The organism is Streptomyces sp. NPDC026515, from assembly GCF_055567595.1.
Map to the genome: position 1 here is coordinate 438,829 of NZ_JBVHQD010000008.1, position 21,014 is coordinate 459,842.

Annotated in this window: 22 protein-coding genes and 1 pseudogene; 7 read left to right on the plus strand and 16 right to left on the minus strand. The window is 72.9% G+C overall.

Going from position 1 to position 21,014, the window contains the following annotated elements; genetic code table 11:
- Nucleotides 1-13 precede the first annotated feature (13 nt).
- On the minus strand, nucleotides 14-1,054 hold the full coding sequence (locus ACZ4O3_RS19635) for a C40 family peptidase (protein ID WP_362719348.1): 1,041 nt from the start codon (nucleotides 1,052-1,054) through the stop codon (nucleotides 14-16).
- A 221-nt stretch (nucleotides 1,055-1,275) separates the two neighbouring features.
- Here ACZ4O3_RS19635 and ACZ4O3_RS19640 point away from each other — a divergent pair, with 221 nt between their 5' ends.
- Nucleotides 1,276-2,328, plus strand: a complete 1,053-nt coding sequence (locus ACZ4O3_RS19640) for a chitinase (RefSeq protein WP_467723211.1) — start codon at nucleotides 1,276-1,278, stop codon at nucleotides 2,326-2,328.
- 111 nt (nucleotides 2,329-2,439) lie between these two features.
- Here the strand turns inward: ACZ4O3_RS19640 and ACZ4O3_RS19645 are convergent.
- Nucleotides 2,440-2,610: pseudogene (locus ACZ4O3_RS19645) on the minus strand (right-handed parallel beta-helix repeat-containing protein); the annotation flags it as partial.
- Nucleotides 2,603-2,887: a hypothetical protein gene (locus ACZ4O3_RS19650; RefSeq protein WP_467723213.1), complete on the minus strand. Its 285-nt coding sequence runs from the start codon at nucleotides 2,885-2,887 to the stop codon at nucleotides 2,603-2,605. The gene ACZ4O3_RS19650 and the pseudogene ACZ4O3_RS19645, both read right to left, overlap by 8 nt.
- A gap of 235 nt (nucleotides 2,888-3,122) precedes the next feature.
- Here ACZ4O3_RS19650 and ACZ4O3_RS19655 point away from each other — a divergent pair, with 235 nt between their 5' ends.
- Nucleotides 3,123-3,983: an LLM class F420-dependent oxidoreductase gene (locus ACZ4O3_RS19655; RefSeq protein ID WP_467723214.1), complete on the plus strand. Its 861-nt coding sequence runs from the start codon at nucleotides 3,123-3,125 to the stop codon at nucleotides 3,981-3,983.
- Nucleotides 3,984-3,998: 15 nt separating this feature from the next.
- On the opposite strand, the gene ACZ4O3_RS19660 is transcribed toward ACZ4O3_RS19655, so the two are convergent.
- The 4 genes from ACZ4O3_RS19660 to ACZ4O3_RS19675 all read right to left on the minus strand — a co-directional run bounded on the left by ACZ4O3_RS19660 (nucleotide 3,999) and on the right by ACZ4O3_RS19675 (nucleotide 6,726).
- Nucleotides 3,999-4,454, minus strand: a complete 456-nt coding sequence (locus ACZ4O3_RS19660; protein WP_467723216.1) for a VOC family protein — start codon at nucleotides 4,452-4,454, stop codon at nucleotides 3,999-4,001.
- Between the two features lie 51 nt (nucleotides 4,455-4,505).
- Nucleotides 4,506-5,180: a TOPRIM nucleotidyl transferase/hydrolase domain-containing protein gene (locus tag ACZ4O3_RS19665; RefSeq protein ID WP_467723218.1), complete on the minus strand. Its 675-nt coding sequence runs from the start codon at nucleotides 5,178-5,180 to the stop codon at nucleotides 4,506-4,508.
- Nucleotides 5,181-5,405: 225 nt separating this feature from the next.
- Nucleotides 5,406-5,528 (minus strand): hypothetical protein, encoded by a 123-nt coding sequence (locus ACZ4O3_RS19670; protein ID WP_384988944.1) that lies wholly within the window; start codon nucleotides 5,526-5,528, stop codon nucleotides 5,406-5,408.
- A 622-nt stretch (nucleotides 5,529-6,150) separates the two neighbouring features.
- Nucleotides 6,151-6,726, minus strand: coding sequence for a TetR/AcrR family transcriptional regulator (locus tag ACZ4O3_RS19675; RefSeq protein WP_362724714.1), 576 nt, complete (start codon nucleotides 6,724-6,726; stop codon nucleotides 6,151-6,153).
- 146 nt (nucleotides 6,727-6,872) lie between these two features.
- Here ACZ4O3_RS19675 and ACZ4O3_RS19680 point away from each other — a divergent pair, with 146 nt between their 5' ends.
- Nucleotides 6,873-7,892, plus strand: coding sequence for an aldo/keto reductase (locus ACZ4O3_RS19680; protein WP_362724717.1), 1,020 nt, complete (start codon nucleotides 6,873-6,875; stop codon nucleotides 7,890-7,892).
- Nucleotides 7,893-7,914: 22 nt separating this feature from the next.
- Nucleotides 7,915-8,796 (plus strand): LLM class flavin-dependent oxidoreductase, encoded by an 882-nt coding sequence (locus tag ACZ4O3_RS19685; protein WP_467723221.1) that lies wholly within the window; start codon nucleotides 7,915-7,917, stop codon nucleotides 8,794-8,796.
- A 251-nt stretch (nucleotides 8,797-9,047) separates the two neighbouring features.
- Here ACZ4O3_RS19685 and ACZ4O3_RS19690 read toward each other — a convergent pair whose 3' ends face one another.
- The 6 genes from ACZ4O3_RS19690 to ACZ4O3_RS19715 form a co-directional block, all read right to left on the minus strand.
- A complete protein-coding gene (locus ACZ4O3_RS19690) occupies nucleotides 9,048-9,335 on the minus strand; it encodes an SCO5918 family protein (RefSeq protein ID WP_362724720.1) in 288 nt (95 codons plus the stop codon).
- A gap of 213 nt (nucleotides 9,336-9,548) precedes the next feature.
- Complete coding sequence (locus ACZ4O3_RS19695) at nucleotides 9,549-11,069, minus strand: DEAD/DEAH box helicase (RefSeq protein ID WP_362724723.1); 1,521 nt, start codon at nucleotides 11,067-11,069, stop codon at nucleotides 9,549-9,551.
- 178 nt (nucleotides 11,070-11,247) lie between these two features.
- A complete protein-coding gene (locus tag ACZ4O3_RS19700) occupies nucleotides 11,248-11,451 on the minus strand; it encodes a cold-shock protein (protein WP_031482971.1) in 204 nt (67 codons plus the stop codon).
- Between the two features lie 232 nt (nucleotides 11,452-11,683).
- The gene (locus tag ACZ4O3_RS19705; RefSeq protein ID WP_467723223.1) at nucleotides 11,684-12,022 is read right to left on the minus strand and encodes a helix-turn-helix domain-containing protein; all 339 of its coding nucleotides are present in this window, start codon (nucleotides 12,020-12,022) and stop codon (nucleotides 11,684-11,686) included.
- Between the two features lie 193 nt (nucleotides 12,023-12,215).
- Nucleotides 12,216-12,386: a hypothetical protein gene (locus ACZ4O3_RS19710; protein ID WP_467723225.1), complete on the minus strand. Its 171-nt coding sequence runs from the start codon at nucleotides 12,384-12,386 to the stop codon at nucleotides 12,216-12,218.
- A 219-nt stretch (nucleotides 12,387-12,605) separates the two neighbouring features.
- A complete protein-coding gene (locus tag ACZ4O3_RS19715; RefSeq protein ID WP_467723227.1) occupies nucleotides 12,606-13,655 on the minus strand; it encodes a 2-dehydropantoate 2-reductase in 1,050 nt (349 codons plus the stop codon).
- 172 nt (nucleotides 13,656-13,827) lie between these two features.
- On the opposite strand from ACZ4O3_RS19715, the gene ACZ4O3_RS19720 reads away from it, so the two are divergent.
- The gene (locus tag ACZ4O3_RS19720) at nucleotides 13,828-14,220 is read left to right on the plus strand and encodes a nuclear transport factor 2 family protein (RefSeq protein WP_467723229.1); all 393 of its coding nucleotides are present in this window, start codon (nucleotides 13,828-13,830) and stop codon (nucleotides 14,218-14,220) included.
- Here ACZ4O3_RS19720 and ACZ4O3_RS19725 read toward each other — a convergent pair.
- Nucleotides 14,210-14,842 (minus strand): TetR/AcrR family transcriptional regulator, encoded by a 633-nt coding sequence (locus ACZ4O3_RS19725; RefSeq protein ID WP_362728883.1) that lies wholly within the window; start codon nucleotides 14,840-14,842, stop codon nucleotides 14,210-14,212. The genes ACZ4O3_RS19720 and ACZ4O3_RS19725 overlap by 11 nt on opposite strands.
- A 71-nt stretch (nucleotides 14,843-14,913) precedes the next feature.
- Here ACZ4O3_RS19725 and ACZ4O3_RS19730 point away from each other — a divergent pair, with 71 nt between their 5' ends.
- Nucleotides 14,914-15,528, plus strand: a complete 615-nt coding sequence (locus ACZ4O3_RS19730) for a peroxiredoxin-like family protein (RefSeq protein ID WP_467723230.1) — start codon at nucleotides 14,914-14,916, stop codon at nucleotides 15,526-15,528.
- Between the two features lie 207 nt (nucleotides 15,529-15,735).
- Nucleotides 15,736-16,134 (plus strand): hypothetical protein, encoded by a 399-nt coding sequence (locus ACZ4O3_RS19735; protein WP_362728887.1) that lies wholly within the window; start codon nucleotides 15,736-15,738, stop codon nucleotides 16,132-16,134.
- A gap of 169 nt (nucleotides 16,135-16,303) precedes the next feature.
- Here ACZ4O3_RS19735 and ACZ4O3_RS19740 read toward each other — a convergent pair whose 3' ends face one another.
- Both ACZ4O3_RS19740 and ACZ4O3_RS19745 read right to left on the minus strand, forming a co-directional pair.
- Complete coding sequence (locus ACZ4O3_RS19740) at nucleotides 16,304-18,718, minus strand: SpoIIE family protein phosphatase (protein WP_467723232.1); 2,415 nt, start codon at nucleotides 18,716-18,718, stop codon at nucleotides 16,304-16,306.
- 142 nt (nucleotides 18,719-18,860) lie between these two features.
- Nucleotides 18,861-20,990 carry a SpoIIE family protein phosphatase gene (locus ACZ4O3_RS19745; protein ID WP_467723234.1) on the minus strand — a complete coding sequence of 710 codons (2,130 nt, stop codon included), beginning with the start codon at nucleotides 20,988-20,990 and terminating at the stop codon, nucleotides 18,861-18,863.
- Nucleotides 20,991-21,014 lie beyond the last annotated feature (24 nt).

The window sequence follows — 21,014 nt, forward strand, 5'->3', positions numbered from 1 at the left end:
TCCCGCAACGGGCTCAGACGCGGACGCCGAACATGAACGGCCCGCCGATGGTGCTCATCGACTCGTAGCGGACGACCGTGCCGGTGCGCGGGGCGTGCAGGATCTGCCCGTTGCCCGCGTACAGGCCCACGTGGTGCAGGTCGTTGAAGAAGAAGACCAGGTCGCCGACCTGGAGGCCGGACGTCGAGTAGATCCTGGTGCCGATCGTCGTCTGCGACTCGGAGGTGCGCGGGATGGAGACCCCGGCCTGCGCGTAGGCCCAGGAGGTCAGGCCCGAGCAGTCGAAGGAGGACGGACCGGTGGCTCCGTAGACGTACGGCGTGCCGAGCCTGGTCTTGGCGGCGGCGAAGGCGGCGGCGGCCCGCCCGGTGGCGGAGGTGTCGCCGCCGAGGTCGACGCGCTCGCTGGAGGAGCGGCTGGCCCGGTCCTGTTCGGCGGCGAGCGCGGCCTTCTCGGCGGCGGTGAGGCTGTTCAGCAGCTTCTGCGCCTCGGCCAGCTTGGCCTGGACTTCCTTCTTCTTCTTGCCGAGTTCGGTGCGGGTGGCGGCCAGGTCCTTGAGCTTGCCGGTGGCCTCCGCCCGCTCCTGCGCCAGTTCGCGCTGCTTGGCCTGGATCTTCTTCAGCGTCTCGACCTGCTGGCCGCTGAGCTGGTCGAGGGTGGAGGCCTTGTCCAGGTAGTCGTCCGGGTCGGCGGAGAGGAACAGCTGGAGCGAGGGGTCGAGGCCGCCGCTGCGGTACTGGGCGGTGGCCATGGAGCCGATGCCGTCGCGCAGTTCGTTCAGCTCGTCCTGACCGCGGGCGACCGAGTCCTGCAGCGCGGATATCTGCTTCTGGAGCTTGTCCTGCTTCTCCTGGGCCCCGTTGAACTTCTCGGTGGCCTGTTCGGCCTGCTCGTAGAGCTTGTCGACCCGGGACTTCACCTCGTCCTTGCTGGGCTTCTCACCGGGCGCGGCGTTCGCGGCCTGCGAGGACAGGGCCACGGCGGCAGCGGCGGCCGTGGTGAGCACGGTGACCCGAGCACGGCTCGGCTGCTTGGGACGACGGTGGAACGCCACGGAGGCGATCTCCTTCCGAGCAGAGGTTCGGGTAACAGACCCTAATGACTCTCTTATGGTCGGTTCAAATCTTCGCATGAAAATTCTTGGCCGGAACTGCCCGGAGGAGTCCGCCTCTTGACGTCACGTCGAACGGATCGGGCGACGGGAGGCCGACGGAAGGGTCTGGTGATTGTAAAGAACCTTGACAGTCAATTGGTCTAGTCCAACTATGGGCGTCCATGAGACGCACTCGTGCACTGCAGGCCGCACTGACCGCAACTGCCCTGTCCACCGCGCTCGTCGGTCTCGGAACAGGCTCCGCGCACGCCTCCGCGCAGCACGCCGCGCAGCCCATGCCCGCCCGGGTCGCGGCACCCTACTTCGAGGCCTGGACCGGCGAGAGCCCCGCCGCGCTCGCCGCCGAGTCCGGCAACAAGTACCTCACCCTGGCCTTCCTCCAGACGCCCGCCGCCGGCTCCTGCACCGCCGACTGGAACGGTGACGCCACCCAGCCGGTCTCCCGGTCGGCCTTCGGCGCCGACATCGCCGCCCTCCAGGCCCGCGGCGGCAACGCCATCCCCTCGTTCGGCGGCTACGGCGCCGACACCACCGGCACCGAACTCGCCGACAGCTGCACCGACGTGGACGCGATCGCCGGGGTGTACGAGAAACTCGTCACGACGTACGGCATCTCCCGCATCGACCTCGACATCGAGGCCGACTCCCTCGCCGACACCGCGGGCGTGGACCGCCGCAACCAGGCGATCGCCAGGGCCGAGCGCTGGGCCGACCGCACCGGCCACCCGCTCCAGTTCTCCTACACCCTGCCGACCACCACCAAGGGCCTGGCGCCCAGCGGCCTCGCCGTCCTGCAGAACGCCGTCTCCCACCACGCGCGCGTGGACGTCGTCAACATCATGACCTTCGACTACTACGACGGCGCCACCCACGACATGGCCGCCGACACCAGGACCGCGGCCGACGGTCTGCACGCCCAACTCGCGTCCCTCTACCCGCACAAGAGCTCCAAGGAGCTGTGGGGCATGGTCGGCGTCACCGAGATGCCCGGCATCGACGACTACGGCCCGGAGGAGACCTTCACCACTGGCGACGCCGTGCAGGTCGAGCGCTGGGCCGCCGCCCGGGGCATCGACACCCTCTCCTTCTGGGCGCTCCAGCGCGACAACGGCGGCTGCGTCGGCACCGGCGGCGCCAACTCCTGCTCCGGGACCGCCCAGGACACCTGGCAGTTCAGCCACACCTTCGCCCGCTTCGCCGGCCCGCGGCGGTAGGCACCGCACCGCCCGCGGGAGTTCACCCGGTCCCGTACGGCCCGCGCCGTCGGCCGGCCCCTCGGCCCGGGGGTCCACAGGGTGTGGACGCCCGGGCCGAGGTGGGTGCGGCTACGCGTTGACGACCGTCCCGCCGAAGGTGACGTCCAGCCTGCCGGACGAGGCGGAGGACCAGCCCAGGGCACCCGAGTGGGAGGAGCGCCGGGAGCCGTTCGTCCCCGTCCAGAACTGGTTGGAGCTGTCGGCGTCGCCGGCGGTCTTGTCGTCGGAGCCGTCACGGCTCGCTCGATGACGTTGCTGCTGCGCCCGCGTAGATGCCGTTGTCACCGGCGTGCTGCACGGTGAGCCCGGACAGCTGCCAGTGGTCGGCGTACGGCTGGATGCCCCGGTTCGGCGAACTCCGACTCCGGGCCGAGAAGTTGAGCACCGAGGTCTCGCCCGGGTGTCCGGAGAGGGTGGTGCGGGCGGCGGAGCTGCCGTTGGCGCCGGCCGCTCCGTCGGTACCGCTCGGCGACACGTACAGCACGGTGGACGCGGCCTGCGCGGAGGTGCCGGACACGGCGGCGAGGGTGCCGACGAGCAGGCCGACGGCGGCGGTGCGGCCGGACGTGCGGGAGGAGTAGAAGCGGAAAGTGCTTTCCCGACGGAGCTGGCCGTGAAGTCAGGAGGGTGTCGCGGACCTGTCAGGAATCATGTACGTAATGGCTGTTCAGGTGAGTGTCCATCGGTCGGATCATGGGGCCTATTTCGATGACGATCGGAATAGGTGTCGCGGAGCCCCGGTTGTCCCTTTCATGGACGAGATAGTGGATGAGACGGACAAGATCGACCTGGGCGCCGTCGGCGTGTGGCGCCACGCGGACACCGAACCCGAGCTCGCCGCCGAGCTGGAACGCCTGGGCTACGGCACGCTGTGGCTCGGGAACGTGACCGATCCCGACCTGGCCGTGGTCGAGCGGCTCCTGGACGCCACCGAGACCCTGGTCCTCGCCACCGGCATCGTGAACATCTGGTCCAACCCGGCCGACCGGGTGGCCCGTTCGTACCGCCGTGTCGCCGACCGCCACCCGGACCGCTTCCTGCTGGGCATCGGCGCGGGCCACCCGGAGGCGACCAAGGAGTTCGTACGGCCGTACCAGGCCCTGAACGACTACCTGGACGTCCTCGACGCGGGCGGTGTCCCGGTGGCGCGTCGCGCTCTGGCGGCCCTCGGCCCCCGGGTACTGCGCCTGGCCGGGGACCGCACGGCGGCCGCGCACCCGTACCTCGTCACCCCGGACCACACCCGCCAGGCACGCGAGATCCTCGGCACCGGGCCGGTCCTGGCCCCCGAGCAGAAGGTGGTCCTGGAGACCGACCGCGCCCGGGCCCGCGCGATCGGCGACGCCACCCTCGGCTTCTACCTGAACCTGACCAACTACGTGGGCAACCTGCGCCGTCTCGGCTTCGACGACGCCGACTTCGCGGACGGCGGCAGCGACCGCCTCTTCGACGCGCTGATCCTGCACGGCGAGGCGGCCCGGGTGGCGGAGGGCGTCCGCGCCCACCAGCAGGCGGGCGCCGACCATGTGGCGCTCCAGCTGCTGCACCCCGCGGACGCCGACCCGCTGCCGGGGTACCGGGCGCTGGCGGAGGCGCTGGGGCTGGGGAGCTAGGTCGGGTACCGGCTCCTAGACGACGCAGAACTCGTTGCCCTCCGGGTCGTGGAGTACGGCCGCGTAGTACTCCATGTCCGGCTCGTCCATGATCCGGAGCACGCCGGCACCGGCTGCGACCAGTCTCTCCACGGTGGCGCTGACCCGCTGCGTGCGGACCGCCAAGGGGACGTCGCGGCCGCCGCCGACCTTCAGGTCGAGGTGGACCCGGTTCTTGGCGGTCTTGGGCTCGGGAACCTGCTGGAACCACACCCGCGGTCCCTGCCCGGCGGGATCGACGATCGACTCCGGCGATTCGCCCGCACCGGGGGGCAACTCCTCCTCGGGCACCCCCATGGCCGCCCAGTACTCCCGCCACGTGGCGTGTCCGCCCGGCGCCGGTTCGGGTACGTACCCCAGCGCCTCGCTCCAGAACTCCACCAGCCTGCGCGGGTCGGCGCAGTCGATCGTCAGTTGCAGTGTCGTCTCCATGACCGGAGCCTGGCAGAGGGGTCTGACACTCACGCACCGCGCCGACCCGCGTCAGGGAGCGCCGCCCGCCTCCGCCGGAACGCCGACGAGCAAGGTGTCGAGCAGCCCGTCCAGCGGTGCGGGCACCTGGTCGGGCTCCAGGGCCTCGACGAGGACCCGGCCGTAGTGGATCTTCCGGCCCTTCTTCGTACCGAGGAAGCGGCGGAGCTGCTGCTGCGGGGTGCGGCCCTGCTGCGCGGGCTGGTTCAGGAAGGTCTGCAGGGGGCGCGCGTCTCCCTCGGCCCTGATGAGCTCCGTGACCCGGGGCGGACCGAGGGCGCGGATCAGTTCGTCCTCCAGGTCGGCGGCGCAGACGAAGAAGCCGCGCCGGGTGGCACCGGCCCGCGCCAGGCCACGGACGTAGTAGGGCCACTCCCGCTCGTCGCACAGCCCGGTCAGCCGCAGCCCCAGGCCGGGCGGTCCGAGCAGACGGGCGTAACGTCCCACGTTCATCGCCCCGCCCATCGACAGCACGCACACCCCCTCGGCCGCCGGATCCCGTCCGCGCCGCGCGGCCAGCGCGCCGACGGCGGCGACATCACTCGGCCCTTCGAGCAGCACGGCGACCCGCACCCCCAGCCGGTCACCCAGCCGCCCGGCCCGCTCCCGGCCTGGGCCGTCCGCACTCTCGCCCGCACTCCCCGCCCAGTCGGCGACCGCGTCCCGGAACGCCCTCATGTCGGCCATGGCACGAGTCTCCCTGCGGGCCGGGCGCCGATGCCAGGGAATATCCGCCGCGCGAACGGCATGGGCACCGGTATCGGCGGTGGGCGGCAGGCCAGGTGGCAGGCGGTGGGCGGCAGCACGGTCCGGCGTGCGAACCGCGGCCGGATCGGCGGCCGGACAACCGCCGGATCCTCGCCCGGCCGTTGTCCGGCAGCCGTACCCGCCTGCCGCGGCGCCTCCGTGACGTCAGCTCGGGAACATCCCGGCGGTCGCGTTGACCCAGGTGCCGGTGAGAGCGACCCCGGCGTCCGGGGCGAGGAAGGCGGCCCGCGCCGCGATGTCCGCGATCCGCGGGGAGCGCTTCGTCATCCGCAGCGAGTCCAGGTGGGCACGGCCAACGCCGCCGCGTCCGTCGCCGGGGCGCCGGCCGCGCTCGCCGGGCCCGCAGGAACGTCTCCTGGGTGAGGTCGTCGGCCTCGTCGCAGGACCCGAGCAGCCGGTAGCAGTGCACGCGCGGCTCGCGGCGGTGGCCCTCGACGAGGGTGGTGAAGCCGGTGCCGTCCGAATTCGTCACGGCGTCGGGAGCGACGCGTTCGGCGTCGGCGGCCGTTCCTGCCCTCCTCCTTGCCCTGCCCTTGCGCCTGCCTCCGTGGCGATGCGGGTCCCGGTCCGAGTTCCGGCTCCGGTCCGCGACCCCCTTCCGCCCCCTGTCCCGCCTCCCGGGGGAGTCGTCGTAGCTGGGCGAAGCGAGTGATGAGGCCCTCCACGTCGGCGTGGAAGGCGGTGCCCGGCGCCAGTCGTACCCGCCCCAGCCGGTCCCCGACGTGCGAGAGCAGCTCCCTGGCCGGGGGCGTGCCGGTCCGCCCGTCGACGCTGCCGGTAGGCCCGGCGGCGGCATGCCCGTGAGCAGTACGACGCGGTACGGCCGGGGCCGCCGCCGCTCGCGATCGGGTTGCCCCGGACCGGGCAACTGCCGTTCACGCCCGGCACCTTACGTCCGGCCCAGCCCCGTGACGAGAAGCGAGACCAGGCGGCGGGCGTCGTAGCCGGGGTCGTTCTCCGCGCCGATGCAGAGGTTGCCGACGCCGCGCATCAGCTCGACCGCGGCCAGGTCGGTGTGGACCTGGCCCGCCTCGGTCGCCGCGTCGAGGAGCCGGGTGCAGACCGGGACCAGGCGGTCCAGGAAGTAGGCGTGGAGGGCGTCGAAGCCCGCCTGGTCCGAACGCAGGGCGGCGGCGAGTCCGTGCTTGGTGACCAGGAAGTCCACGAAGAGGTCGATCCACCGGCGCAGCGCGTCGTACGGGCTGGGCGCCTCCGCCAGCAGGGCCGGGCCGGCTTCGGCGCAGGCCTCCACCTGGTGCCGGTAGACGGCGATGATCAGGTCCGCGCGGGTCGGGAAGTGCCGGTAGACGGTCGCCGTGCCGACGCCCGCCCGGGCCGCGATGTCACGCAGCGGGGCCTCCACGCCCGCCGCGACGAAGGCCGCCGCGGCGGCCTCCAGCAGGGTCGTCTCGTTGCGCCGGGCGTCCGCCCGACGGTGCCGTACCGCCTGCTCCTCGTTCTTCATCGACCGTCCTCCATCGGTGCTCCCTCCGCTGTCACCCTATCGGGGCGTTGCTAAACGGGACAGTGTTCCGTATCGTCGCAGACATGAAACGGGACATCGTCCCACTTGTCTGCCCGTCCATTTGCCTGCTTGAAGGAGACTCGGTCATGCAGTACCGCACCTTGGGCCGTACTGGTGTACAGGTCAGCGCGCTCGCGCTCGGCGCGATGAACTTCGGCGCGATCGGCCGCACCACGCAGGAGGAGGCGACGGCGATCGTCGACGCCGCCCTGGACGCCGGCATCAACCTGATCGACACGGCCGACATGTACGGCCAGGGCGAGTCGGAGGAGATGGTCGGCAAGGCGATCGCCGGCCGTCGTGACGACGTCGTGCTGGCCACGAAGGCGGGGCTGCCGATGGGTGACGAGCGCAATCACCGCGGCGGTTCGCGGCGTTGGCTGGTCACCGAGCTGGAGAACAGTCTGGTCCGGCTCGGCGTCGACCATGTGGATCTGTACCAGATACACCGCTGGGACCCGGCCACCAGCGACGAGGAGACCCTGTCGGCGCTGACCGATCTGCAACGCGCGGGAAAGATCCGCTACTTCGGCTCCTCGACCTACCCGGCCTACCGGATCGTCCAGGGCCAATGGGCCGCACACCGGCACCACCTGGGCCGTTACGTCACCGAACAGCCCAGCTACTCCCTCCTCCAGCGCGGCGTCGAGGCCCATGTGCTGCCGGTGACCGAGGAGTACGGGATGGGTGTCCTGGCGTGGAGCCCGCTGGCCTCGGGCTGGCTCTCGGGGGCCGTGCGCAAGGGCCGGTCCATCGCCACCAGCCGGTCCGTGATCAGTCCCGACCGCTTCGACCTCGCCCTGCCCGCCAACCAGGCCCGGCTCGACGCCGTGGAGCGGCTCGCCGTCGTGGCCGAGGAGGCCGGACTGACCCTGATCCAGCTCGCACTCGGTTTCGTCACCGCGCACCCCGCCGTGACCAGCGCCCTCATCGGGCCCCGCACCAGGGACCACCTGGACTCCCAGCTCGCGGCCGCCGACACCGTGCTCTCCGCCGACGTCCTCGACGCGATCGACGCGATCGTCGCCCCCGGCACCGACCTGGCCGCCCACGAGAAGTACGACACCCCGCCTGCCCTCCTCGACCCGGCACTGCGCCGCCGCTGACCGACGGCAGAGAGGCCGACCCATGGCATCCATGACCACGACCCCACCCAGCTTCGGGATCATGACCGCTCCCATGCAGGTGTCGTACGACGACATCCTGCGGGTCTGGCAGGAGGCGGACGCGATCCCGCAGATCGAGCACGCCTGGCTGTTCGACCACCTCATGCCGATCGGCGGCGATCCCGAGGGGCCGATCCACGAGGGCTGGACCCTGCTGTCCGCGCTGGCGGCACAGACCCGTCGGCTGCGGCTCGGGCTCCTGGTGACCAGCAACCGTTTCCGTCCGCCCGCGGTACTGGCGAAGATCGCCACGACCGTCGACACAGTCTCCGGCGGGCGGCTCGACTTCGGTATCGGCGTCGGCTCACGGCCGCACCCGCCCGAGGCCCGCCGCGAGTACCCGGCGTACGGCCTGCCCTTCGCCCCTCCCGCCCAGGCCGTGGAGAGCCTCGGCGAGGCCTGCGTCCTGATCCGGCGTCTGTGGACGTCAGCCGGACCCTTTGACTTCCACGGCACCCACCACCGGCTCACCGGCGCCTTCGCCAACCCCAAACCGGTGCAGCGCCCGCATCCCCCGATCCTGATCGGCGGCCGGGCCGCGGCGACCCTCCGGGTGGCCGCCGAACACGCCGACCTGTGGAACATCCCGGGCGGCGACATCGAGGACTGCGTCCGGCGCAGTGCCCTGCTGGACCGCTACTGCGCGGAGATCGGCCGCGACCCGGCCGGGATCACCCGCTCCATCCACCTCCCGGTGTCCTACGAACACCCGGAGACGACCCGCGCCGCGATCGCCGAGGCGCTGACCGCCGGCTTCGGGCACATCGTCCTGGGCCTGCCCGCCCCCTACCCGGAAGGAGTCGCGCACTGGGTGGCGGACGAACTCGTCGGCAAGGAGGCCTGACCTCCCAGGACTTTCCAGACTTCCCAGGTGCACCGGACCGGTGGGACGCGCATGCGTTGCGTACCGGTTGTCGCCGGGCAGCCCCGCGGCGACAACCGGCTGAGCGGGGCGTGCCGGGTTCGCGCGGTGCACGGCTCGTGGCTGAACCGTCAGCCGCTCCTACCGGAGTCCGGCCCGCTCAGGAGTCGGGTGCCACGTCTCCCGCTTTCCAACCCACGAACCGCGCGGTTCGCGCCCTCGCCCGGCGGACGTCACCAGCCGAGGACGCCCTCGTCGGTCCGCGCCTCCTGGGGCGGCGTCACCGGGCGGGCGTCATGGCAGCTGAAACCGAGCCGGGTCAGGGCGCGGCGCATTTCGAGGGTGGTGAAGTCCCGGCGGTTCTGCCGGGTGATCACCTCTCCGACCTGCATCACCGGGTAGATCCGGCCGTCGATGGTCACGCCGACGCCGGTGACGGGTTCGGGCGTGTGACTGCTCATCGAGTGTTCGACCTCGCTCTTGGTCAGGTCGAAGGGGAAACGGGCGATGACAACACGCATGGATGCCTCCTCAGGGGCGACCGCGGGGCGCGGCGGGGACGGGGGTTTCGGACGGCTGTCAGAGGGTGGGGGCGAGAACGCCCGGGGATATCCGTGGTCGTCGATGACGGGGGACACGTCCGGGGCGCGCTCCAGCGTCGCGACGGGCGTCGGCTCGGCCCGTCCGCCAGGAGCGCATCCCCCTGCCCCGGCCGTGAACCGGTCCTTCTGCGGCTACGAGTCGGTCCGTGAGGTGGAACGGCGTGTCCGGGCGGCGGACGACCGGCCTCCGCGGCCCCGGCCCCGGCCGCCGGATCGTGTGCCCTCGCGTGGTGCGTCGGCGGTCGGTGCGGTGAGCGTGACCGGCACGCCCGAGGGGGTGCGGGCGCCGGTGATGCGGTGCAGTTCGTCCTCGCCGGGGCGGACCTGGACGGCACGCGCGGTGATCCCGGCGTCCGTCATCAGGCGGTCCACGGCCCGCCGTTGGTGCGGCAGGACGAGGGTGACGACGGTGCCGGTCTCTCCGGCGCGGGCGGTACGGCCGCCGCGGTGCAGGTAGTCCTTGTGGTCGGCGGGCGGATCGAAGTTGACGACCAGGTCGAGACCGTCGACGTGGATGCCGCGGGCGGCCACGTTGGTCGCGACCAGGACCGAGACATGGCCGTCCTTGAACTGGGCGAGCGTCCGGGTCCGCTGCGACTGGGACTTGCCGCCGTGCAGTGCCGAGGCCCGCACGCCGACGGCGAGCAGCCGCTTGGCGAGCCGGTCCGCCGCGTGCTTGGTGTCCAGGAACATCAGCACGCGTCCGTCCCGGGCGGCGATCTCGGTGGCGGCGGTCTCCTTGTCGGCGTCGCGCACGTGCAGCAGGTGGTGCTCCATGGTGGTGACCGCGCCCGCGGAGGGGTCGACCGAGTGCACGACGGGGTCGTGGAGGTAGCGGCGGACCAGGAGGTCGATGTTCCGGTCCAGGGTGGCCGAGAACAGCAGTCGCTGGCCGCCGGCGGGTACTTGGTCGAGCAGTGCGGTCACCTGCGGCATGAAGCCCATGTCGGCCATCTGGTCGGCCTCGTCGAGGACGGTGATGCCGACCTGGTCCACCCGGCAGGCGTCGCGCTCGATGAGGTCCCGGAGGCGGCCGGGCGTCGCGACGACGACCTCGGCGCCGGCCCGCAGGCTGCTGATCTGGCGGCCGATCGACATGCCGCCCACCACGGTGGCGAGCCGCAGCCGCAGGGCCTGCGCGTAGGGGGTGAGCGCGTCGGTGACCTGCTGGGCCAGTTCCCGGGTGGGGACGAGGACCAGGGCCAGCGGCTGCTTGGGCTGGGCGCGCTGTCCGTCCAGCCGGGCCAGCAGCGGCAGGCCGAAGGCGAGCGTCTTGCCCGAACCGGTGCGGCCCCGGCCCAGGACGTCCCGGCCGGCCAGCGCGTTCGGCAGCGTGGCGGCCTGGATCGGGAAGGGGACGGTCACGCCCTCGGCGCGCAGGGCGGCCAGCAGCCGTTCCGGCATGTCCAGTTCGGCGAACGTCTCGACGGCGGGCAGCGGTTCGGTGAGGGTGACCGGCAGCGCGAACTCCTGGCGACCGGGGGTGGAGCGCTGGCCGTTCTTGCGGCCGGTGCCGGTGCCCTGACGGGGACCCTGGTGGCCGGACCCCTGGGAACGGAAGCGGTTGCCGGACGGGGCGCCTGCCGAGCGTGTGGTGCTCCGGTCCGTACGGGGGCGCCCGGAAGTACCGCCGTTGCGGCGGGTGCGGTTCATGAAGGAACCTTCCTCGATGCGGCGTATCGAGGAATTCCGGCCGGCGGGCAGATGGCCGCGCGAGGAATCACAAGAAACAGCCGGAGAAAAAAGAGAAAAGCTGGGGCCCGCACCCCAAGAGCGCGGGCCCCAGCCTCAAAACGCGCGAGAACGTGACTCGCAGCGGTTCGCGTCAGCTTCAGGCGGGAACGATGTTCTCGGCCTGCGGGCCCTTCTGGCCCTGCGTGACGTCGAAGGTCACCTTCTGGCCTTCCTGAAGCTCGCGGAAGCCCTGGGTGGCGATGTTCGAGTAGTGGGCGAAGACGTCGGGGCCGCCACCCTCCTGCTCGATGAAGCCGAAGCCCTTTTCCGCGTTGAACCACTTCACGGTGCCAGATGCCATATTGAATCTCCCTTGAGGGGCAGTGCCGGACTCCGCACTTTACGAAGCCGAGTCGCCGCGATGATCACCCCTCCGGAATGATCCGGAAAGCTTTACAAAGAAAAAATTTCTCTGGCAACCAAAACTGCAACTGCTATCACGCTAACACAGGCAGGCGGTAAGCGGCCATGTGTTTCCGGTGCCGCACGCGAATTCTAGTGTCGCCGCATGGGTCATTTCTGTACTGGCGGGACTAGGTATTCGTGCCGTACCCGTCGAGCTTGCGGCTGATTTCCCGGTTCAGCCGGAGGGCGTCCGCCAGCTGGTTCTCCAGGGAGATGATCCGGCACGCGGCGTCCACGGGGGTGCCCTGGCCGACCAGTTCCCGGGCGCGCGCGGCGATGCGCAGCTGACGGCGGGAGTACCTGCGGTGACCTCCTTGCGAACGCAACGGAGCGATCAGCCCGGCCTCGCCCACCGAGCGGAGGAAGGCGGGGGTGGTGCCGAGAACGGCGGCGGCCCTTCCCATGGTGTAGGCCGGGTAGTCGTCATCGTCGAGGTTGTCGGCGACCGGGGCGTTCTCAGCGGGCATGACACCTTCGTTTCGGGGACGCGGCGGGGGACCCGGGCGGGTCTGGCACCGGTCGGGGAAGGATCCGCCGCCATCCGCGTCGCACGGCAACCCTAACGCCGTCGGTCCTGGAGATGTGGCTCCGCCGTGACAGATTTCCGTCAGCGGCCTGGCCGGTGCGCGGCGTGGCCGGCCGCCCGCGCCCGGCACGTGATCAGTCCGTTCGGCGTATCGCCGACGCCGCGGCGGCGCGTCCGCCGAGCGCGTCGGCGATGTCGGGCTCCGCCGCCCGCGAGGTCGCGGGCCCCACCGCCTCCTCGAATCCGGGCACGGCACTCGGGATCGGCTCGGGATCCGCCACGAACACGTCGACGGCCGGGCTCATCGCCACACGATCACCCCGGGTGCGGCCCCGGCGTGTCCCCGTGCCGGCCGCACAGCGTGCCCCGCCCGGTGATCTTCCCGGCCTGGCGCCTCCGGTCGGGCCTGCGGGGATCCGGCCGCGGCTTTCGGCGGCGACCGTCGGCCGCGGCGGGTCCGGTTCGCCCGGCGCGGTGTCCGGGGCGGTCCGCACGGCGTCGGCGAGGCCGTCGTACGCGCCCGCTCAGCGTGCCGCGCGCAGTTCGGCGTAGAGCTCCCGGCCCTGCCAGGTGCGCGGCGCGGCCTCCGCCGCCCGCACCAGGGTGACCAGCCGGGCGTTCGCGGGGGCGGTCCGTCCGTGGGCGGCGGCGAGGGCGACGATCTCGCCCTGGAGGGAGTCGATCTCGGTGGCCCGGCCGCGTTGCAGGTCCTCCCACATCGAGGAGCGGGCCTGCGCGTCGATCCGCAGGGCCGCCCCCGCCAGCCGCCGGAACAGGCCGTCGGGCAGCGCCAGGACATAGGGGGTGACAGCGGGCGCGGTGGGGCCGAGGCGGGCCGGGGTGAGCCCGGCGGCGCGGTAGGCGGCGAGGGCCTCCCGCTGGCACAGGGCGAGGCAGCGGCGGTAGGCCCGCTCGCCGAGCTGGTCGCGGAGCGGCAGCCCGGACAGGGCGTTGACCGCGTTGTTGAGGTTCAGCAGCAGTTTGGCGTGCTGCACCTCGGACATGTCGGTACGGGCCTCGACGGCCAGGTGCGCCGCGCGGAAGGCGGTGACGAGCGTGGCGTCCGGCTCGGTCATGAGTGTGCCCGGCATGCCCTGGTGCACGGTGCCCGGCCCGGACCGCACCACGTTGTACGGCACCATCCCGGCCAGCACGGTGTGACCGGGGAGAGCGGCGCGCAGGGTGGCGGGGTTGCGCAGCCCGTTCTGGAAGCTCACCACGACCGCGCCGGGGGCGAGCTGCGCGGCGAGTTCCCTGGCGGCGGTCGCGGTGCCGGCGCTCTTCACGGTGACCAGCACGTAGTCGGCGTCGGCCGCGGCCTGCGCGCCGGTGGCCAGCGTGAGCCGCTCCGGCGCGAGATGGACGGGCGGCCGGACGGAGGTGCTGAGGGTCAGTCCCCGCTCGCGCAGCACGTCCATGGCGGCGGGCCTGCCGATGAGCGTCACGTCGTACCCGGCGGCGCGCAGATGGCCGCCGAGGTGACACCCGATGGTGCCGGCACCGAGAACGGCGAAGCGGGGCTTGGACAGCGGAGGCGCGGGAGGCTGGGGAGGCACGGGAGGTACGGAGGGCATGGGGGCTCCTGCGGAAGGCTCGTGATCAACCGTACTCACGTTCGTGCTCTCCTGACGATGGCGTCACACGTTCCGGCCGGACGGCGTTTCTCCCCGCGGCCCGTGCCGCCCCGGGGTCTGATACTGCCCCGGCCCTGATCGGCCGTCCGTTTCCGTCGGAGGAGCCGCCGTCATGTCCGAACCGGAGAACATCGCCCTCGTCCGCCGCTTCTACGCGTCCAGGGTGGCGCCGGAGGTCTTCCAGGAGGTCATGGACCCGGAACTCGTCTGGGACATCACGCCCGGTTTCCCCGGCGGCGGGGTCTATCACGGCCCGCAGAGCGTGAGCCGGGACTTCTTCGGCCCGCTGATGGAGAACTTCGACACCTTCTACCCCGTGGGCGAGGAGTACTTCGCGGACGGGGAGGACCATGTCTTCGCCCTCGGGCACTACCACACCGTGAGCAGGCGGGGGGCGACGGCCGACGCCAGGTTCATGCACCTGTGGACCGTCCGTGACGGCAGGCTGGCCGCGCTTTGGCAGGTGAGCGACACCCTGGTCGTGGACCGGGTGATCAACGGCTGACGCCGCCGAGCCCTTCGAGACCGTCCAGCAGCATGCCGAGCCCGCCGAGGAACTCGCGGTCGGCTTCGACGTTCCGGGCGTCGCGGGCGGTCTCGGCCATCAGCGGGAAGTCGTCGGACGACAGTTCGGCGATGGCCACCGTCCCGGGACCGGCCAGGGAGCCGAGATGCTCCAGCTGGATCGCCCCGTTGAGGTAGCTGAGCAGTGCGCGCAGGGCGACGACCCGCCGCTCTCCCGTCACGCCCGTCCCGCCGAGGACCACGAGCACGGTCTCCGACCAGCGCAGCACCCCGAGGGAGTGGTGGCGGTGGGCGATGATCAGCGGGACGACCGCGGGATGGGCGCCCACGGCGTCGCGCATGCGTCGCACCAGGACCGTGATCCGTTCGCGCCACGGGGCGCCGGGGTCGGGCGGCTCGGTGTCCACGGCGCCCAGGACGAGCTCCACGACGAGCCTCTCCAGCTCCTCGCGGTCGCGCACGTACCGGTAGAGCCCCATGGTGCTCATGCCGAGTTCCTTGGCGACGGCGCGCATCGACAGTCCGGCGAGCCCCTCGCGGTCGATGACGGCGAGAGCGGCCGAGGCGAGCTGGTCGGGGGTGACGGAACGTGGTCGTGGCATGGCGGTTGACAGCGTACGGCATACGCCTACGCTGGTAGGCGTATGCCGTACGCTTACGGAGGGGAACAGTCATGCGCACACCCCGTAGCCCCATGGGTCCCGGCTCCACCGTGCCCCGGCGCGGTCTCAGTACGGTCTCCGGCGACCCCGTCACCGTCCCCGACCCCACCCGCCCGGTCCACCTCCAGTTCCGGCGCTTCGCCGGATGCCCGGTCTGCAATCTGCACCTGCGCTCGGTGGTGCGGCGGCACCACGAGATCGAGGCCGCCGGGATCCGCGAGGTGGTCGTCTTCCACTCGCCCGCCGAGGAACTGCGCCGCCACACCGGAGACCTTCCGTTCGCCGTCGTCGCCGACCCGGACAAACGGCTGTACCGGGAGTTCGGCGTGGAACAGTCGCCCCGCTCCCTGCTCGCGCCGCGCGCCTGGTGGCCGATCGTCCGAGCGGTGGTGAGCGGCGCCTGGCACGTCGTCCGCGGACGCGAACACCTGCCCGCCAACAGCCCGCACGGCGGCCGGCTCGGCCTTCCCGCCGACTTCCTCGTCGCCCCCGACGGCCAGATCCTGGCCGCCAAGCACGGCGAGCACGCCTACGACCAGTGGTCGGTCGACGAACTCCTGGAACTGGCGGCGCGCGCGGCCCGCACACCCCCTCCCGCGCATCCCGCGCCCGCCGAACGGCCGTGACCGGCCACCACCAGGGGACGGCCGTGGACCAACTCGACGGCGTCGAAGCCGTCGAGCACGACGTCCGGGCCGGCGAACAGCCGGAACAGGACGTGCGGACGCGGTATCAGGGCACGGCCGAGCGCTTCGCCCGGCGCAGCAGGTACTCGGGTCGGTCTGAGTATCCGTGCTCTGTCCGGCGCCCGGACCGGCCGCGACGCTGAACGCATGAGAATTCACGAGCCAGTTCCTCGGACCGTGCTGCCGGCGCTCGCGTCGGCCGGGGCGTCGGCGGCGGCCTGGGCCGGGTGGCTGGGCTGGGACCAGCGGTACGACGTGCAGGCAGACGGATCGACGAGCGGGCCCTACGAGGTCTGGCAGGTCGGCGGGCTCGTGCTCACCCTGCTGGTGGCCGTCGGCTGGACGGCCGTCCGGGGACACAGCGCGGCCGCCGTGGGCGGTACGACCGTGGGGCTGACGCTCGCCGCCTACGTCGACTGGTCGGACGACGCCAGCGGACTGTTCATGGTGGGAGTGGCCCTGGTCATGGTGGGCACCTTCGTCGCCTCGGCGGTCGTCTGCGCCGTGATCGACGTGCTGCGCCGGGACGTTCCCGTCCCCCACTAGCCTGTCCGGCGGATCAGGCCGCGGGAAGTCCACCGCGCCTCATCGGCGCCGCGGGCGGGCCCGGCGGCCCCTGCGTCCACGGCGTGATCCGCCGGGCGGCCCCAGGGTCTCTCCGCCCCAGGGCCGCCCGGCGACTGCCGTCCGGCTCGCGGGGCCGTGCACGCGCCCGCTAGACGAGCGCCGAGGCCGGCAGTGGCTGTTCCGCCCAGATCGTCTTGCCGGTCGGCGTCTGGCGGCTGCCCCAGCGTTCCGAGAGCTGGGCGACCAGGAGCAGACCCCGGCCGCCCTCGTCGTAGACCCGTGCCCGGCGCAGATGCGGGGCCGTGCTGCTTCCGTCGGAGACCTCACAGATCAGGGACGCGTCGCGGATCAGGCGGAGGGCGATCGGGCCGTCGCCGTAGCGGACCGCGTTGGTGACCAGTTCGCTGACGATCAGCTCCGTGACGAAGGCCGCGTCCGTCAGGCCCCAGGCCTCCAGCTGCCGGCCCGCCATCTTGCGGGCCCCGGCGACCGCCGCCGGATGCCGCGGGAGCTGCCAGGTGCGGACCTTCCCGGAGCCCAGGGCACGGGTGCGGGCCAGCAGGAGCACGATGTCGTCGGCAGGGCGGTCGGTCAGCAGCGTGTGCAGGACGCGGTCGCAGGTCTCCTCCAGGGGTGCTGCCGGGGCGGCCAGGGCCCGGCGGAGGAGGCCCAGGCCCACGTCGATGTCCTGGCCGGCGGTCCCCACCAGGCCGTCGGTGTAGAGGGCGAGCAGGCTGCCGTCCGCCAGTTCCACCTCGGTGGACTCGAAGGGCAGGCCGCCCAGGCCGAGCGGCGGGCCGGCCGGCAGGTCCAGCAGACGGACCTCGCCGGCGGGGGTGACCAGGGCGGGCGGCGGATGGCCGGCCCGGGCCATGGTGCAGCGCCGGGTCACCGGGTCGTACACGGCGTAGAGGCAGGTCGCGCCGACCTCCCCCGACGTGGTCCGCGGGTCCTCCTCCCTGGCGAGCCCGATGACGAGGTCGTCCAGCTGGGTGAGGAGTTCGTCGGGGGCGAGGTCGACGTCCGCCAGCGTCCGTACCGCCGTGCGCAGGCGGCCCATCGTCGCCGAGGCGCGGATGCCGTGGCCGACGACGTCCCCGACGACCAGGGCGACCCGGGCGCCGGACATCGGGATCACGTCGAACCAGTCGCCGCCGACTTCCGCTCCGGACCCCGTGGGCAGATAACGGTAGGCCACCTCGGTCGCCTCCAGGTCGGGCGGCGGCCGGCCGGGCAGCAGGCTGCACTGGAGGGCGAGCGCGGTGCGGCGCTCCCGGGTGTAGCGGCGGGCGTTGTCCACGCACACCGCGGCGCGGGCGACGATCTCCTCCGCGAGCCGCTGGTCGTCCTCGGTGAACGACTCGGGCGTGCGGTGCCGCAGGAAGTGCACCAGGCCGAGGGTGACACCACGGGCGCGCAGCGGGACCATCAGCACCGAGTGGATCATGGGTCGGGCGACGGTGCCGGCGCGGGCCTGGAAGGCGCCGATCCACTCCGTCATGCCGGGGTCGCCCGGCCGTTGGCGGGTGCCGTGACCGGCGAGCAGGGTCCACATCGGAGGCGTGTCCACCGGGTAGCGGACCGGGTCGCCGGGGTCGGCCACCTTCTCCGGGCAGCCGGCCAGCACCGAGCGGTGCGCGACACGGCGTACGGTGATGGGCTCGTCGGTCGGCAGCGGTGCCGGCTCGTCGCCCTGGGTGACGGACTCCAGCAGATCGACGGTGACGTAGTCCGCGAACCCGCCCACGGCGACCTCGGCCAGCTCCTCGGCGGTCCGGGTCACGTCCAGGGTGCTGCCGATACGCAGGCTCGCGTCGTTGAGGACGGCCAGGTGGCGGCGGGCCCAGTACTGCTCAGTGGTGTCGAAGACGATCGCGGACAGGCCCCGCACGGTGCCGGACGCGTCCTTCAGCGGGGAGAGGTACATCGACCAGGCGTGCTCCCGGGTCTCCCCGGGCGCCTGGGCGTGCTGCTCGTGGAAGACGGTCCGCCCGGTGCGCAGGACCTGCCGCTGGAGGCGGTCGTACTCGTCGAAGGGCGGGCCGGACTCGATCTCCCGCAGGGTCAGGCCCCGCATCTCCGCCACGGGCAGGCCCATGACCTCGGTCATGACCTCGTTGGCGGCGACCAGCCGGGCCTCCCGGTCGTAGATCGCCACCGGCACGGGCAGCTGGGCGAGCGTGAAGTCCCACAGGGTGGCCGCCCCGGGCTGGTCGTGCCCGGACACGGCCGTCCGCACGGCACCGGTCACCAGCCAGAGCGGCCGGTCGCCCGCGTCCGCGAGAGGGATGCCCTGGAGGCGTACGACGATCCGGTCGCCGTTGCGGTGCCGCAGAGCCACCTCGGTGGACCAGCGGTGCGCCGCGGCGATGTGGCGGCGCGCGGAGGCGGGCAGGTCGGTGGCGAGCAGGTTCCGGGCGGGGAGGCCGACGATCTCGCCGGGTTCGTATCCGAGCAGCCGCCGGGCACCGGCACTCCACACCAGGACCGACCCGTCGGCGTCGACGACGACCGCGAGGTCGTCGGGTACGACTGCCGGGCCTTCCGGTTCCCGTCCCTCCATGGTGCCTCCGGGTGCCCGGCGGCCCGCGCGTCCGGGATGCCCGCACCCGCTCCCAGCATCCCGCCGCGCGGTGCGCCCTACAACCGACTCCGGAGTACGGCGGCCGGTGCCACCCCTACGGCCCGCGGCCATCACCACGGGGTCACGCACCCCGGCCCGGCCCCGCCGCCACGACCGTCCGCAGCAGGAGCACCGCCACGTCGTCGGTGTGGCCACCGGCCGGCCAGGTGGACTGGACGAGGTCCTCCGTGAGGCGTTCCAGGTCGTGCGCGTCGGCCCGGGCGAGGTGGGCGGCGAGGTCGGCGGTGGCGTGCTGGACGTCGGTGCCGGCGCGTTCGATCAGGCCGTCGGTGTACAGGGCGAGGACGGCGCCGGCCGGGAGCGCGGCGCGGGTGACGGGATAACGGGCCTCCGTGTCGACGCCCAGGGGCGGGCCGGGGTCGACGTGCAGGCAGTGGGCCCGGCCGGGCGCGGGGCGCAGCAGGGGCGGTGCGTGGCCGGCACTGGCCATGGTCAGTTCCTGGCCGAGGAGGTCCAGGTGGACGTAGAGGCAGGTCACCAGGAGGTCGGAGGAGAGGTCGGCGAGCAGCCGGTTGGTGCGGGCGATGACCTGGTCCGGGGCGGCTCCGGTGGTGGCGTGGGCGTGGATGGCGGTGCGGACCTGCCCCATCAGGGCGGCCGCGGCCATGCTGTGGCCCTCCACGTCACCGATGACGGCCGCCGCGTGGTGGGCGTCGAGGCGCAGCAGGTCGTAGAAGTCGCCGCCGACGTCGATGCCGTGCGCGGCCGGCAGATAGCGGGCGGCGACGTCGAGGCCGGGCAGGGCGGGCAGGCCGCGGGGCAGCAGCGCCTGCTGGAGCTGGTGGACGAGATGGTGCTGGGTGTCGTACACACGGGCCCGGTCCAGGGCCTGGGCCAGCAGGCCGGCCAGCGGGTGCAGGACGGCGCGTTCGTCGGCGGTGAAGGTGTGCGGGCGGTCGTAGGAGAGGATGCAGCAGCCCACCGGACGCCCCGAGATCACCAGCGGCAGCACGGCCCATGCCTGCTTCCCGTTGATCAGCGGGGCGTGGGGGTAGCTGTCGGCGAGTTCGGCGGGGCTGCCGAAGTAGGCCGGGACGCCGCTGGCCAGGGCCCGGCCGGCGGGGGTGAGGTCGGAGTCGAGGGGGAGGGCGTCGAGGAGTTCGGCGCTGTCGGCGAGGTACCCGTGCTGCCCGGCGATCCGCAGCCGGCCCGCCTCGGCGATGCTGAGCAGCAGCCCCTGGGCGCCGAACGCCGGCAGGATCTGGTCCGCGATCAGCTCCACGAGGTCCTGGGTGGTCACCGTCTCGGCGAGCGCGGCCGCCTGATGGATCAGCTGGAAGAGGCGGCCGGGCGTGGTCGGGGCGGGTTCCCGGCCGACGGGCGGCGCGGCCCCGGCCTGCGCGCCGGGGACGATGCGCACGCTGATGCCGCTGTGATCCGGGTGCAGGTGGAAGGTCAGCCAACGGTCCGGCGGGCGGCGCGCGCTGAAGGACACGGGGGCGCGGCTGACCACCGCCATGCGGTACCGCTCCTCGTACCGCAGATCGTCCAGCCACGGCAGGGACTGCCAGGGCCGGGTGCCCAGCAGCACGTCCGGCTCCCGGCCGAGCAGCCGGGCGGCCCCGGCGGACACGAACGTGACGCGGCCCTCCAGGTCGAGGGCGAGGCCGCCCTCCGGGAGCCGCTCCAGGTAGTCGGCGGCGGCCGGTCCGGTCCGGGTGGGGTGGCGCTGGGAGGCGGCGGGGACGGCGTACGGCTGGTCGGGGAGGACCGGGGGCACCGGCGAGTCGTCCAGGAGCCGGGCCAGCCGGCGGGCGCTCGCGGTGATGTGGTGCCGTTCGCGGGCGGTGGCCCGGGGCGGATGGCCGGCCGGCCACATCAGCACCACCCCGCCCCAGCAGCGGCGCTCCCCGCGCAGCGGCACCGCGGCGAGTGCGAAGGGGTACGGCAGGACCGCCGCCGTACGCGGATAGCGGCGCGCCATCTCGTCCTGGCCGCCGACCCAGACGAGGCGGTGCTCACGGATCGCGTCGGCCACCGGGACGGGGGCGGCCAGCGGCAGGCGCTGCCAGGGCGCGGTGAAGTCGACGGGCAGTCCGCACAGCGCCACCAGGCGCAGCAGCGAGGCCGGTTCCTCGATGAGGTACACCCCGCCGATCGCCGCGCCCGTCCGGCGCACCATGCCGGCCAGCGCCCCGCCCAGGGCGTCCCCGACCGGAAGGCCACCCCTGGGCCGGGCACGGTGCCACATGACGTCGTCCTCCGGTCGGGTGCC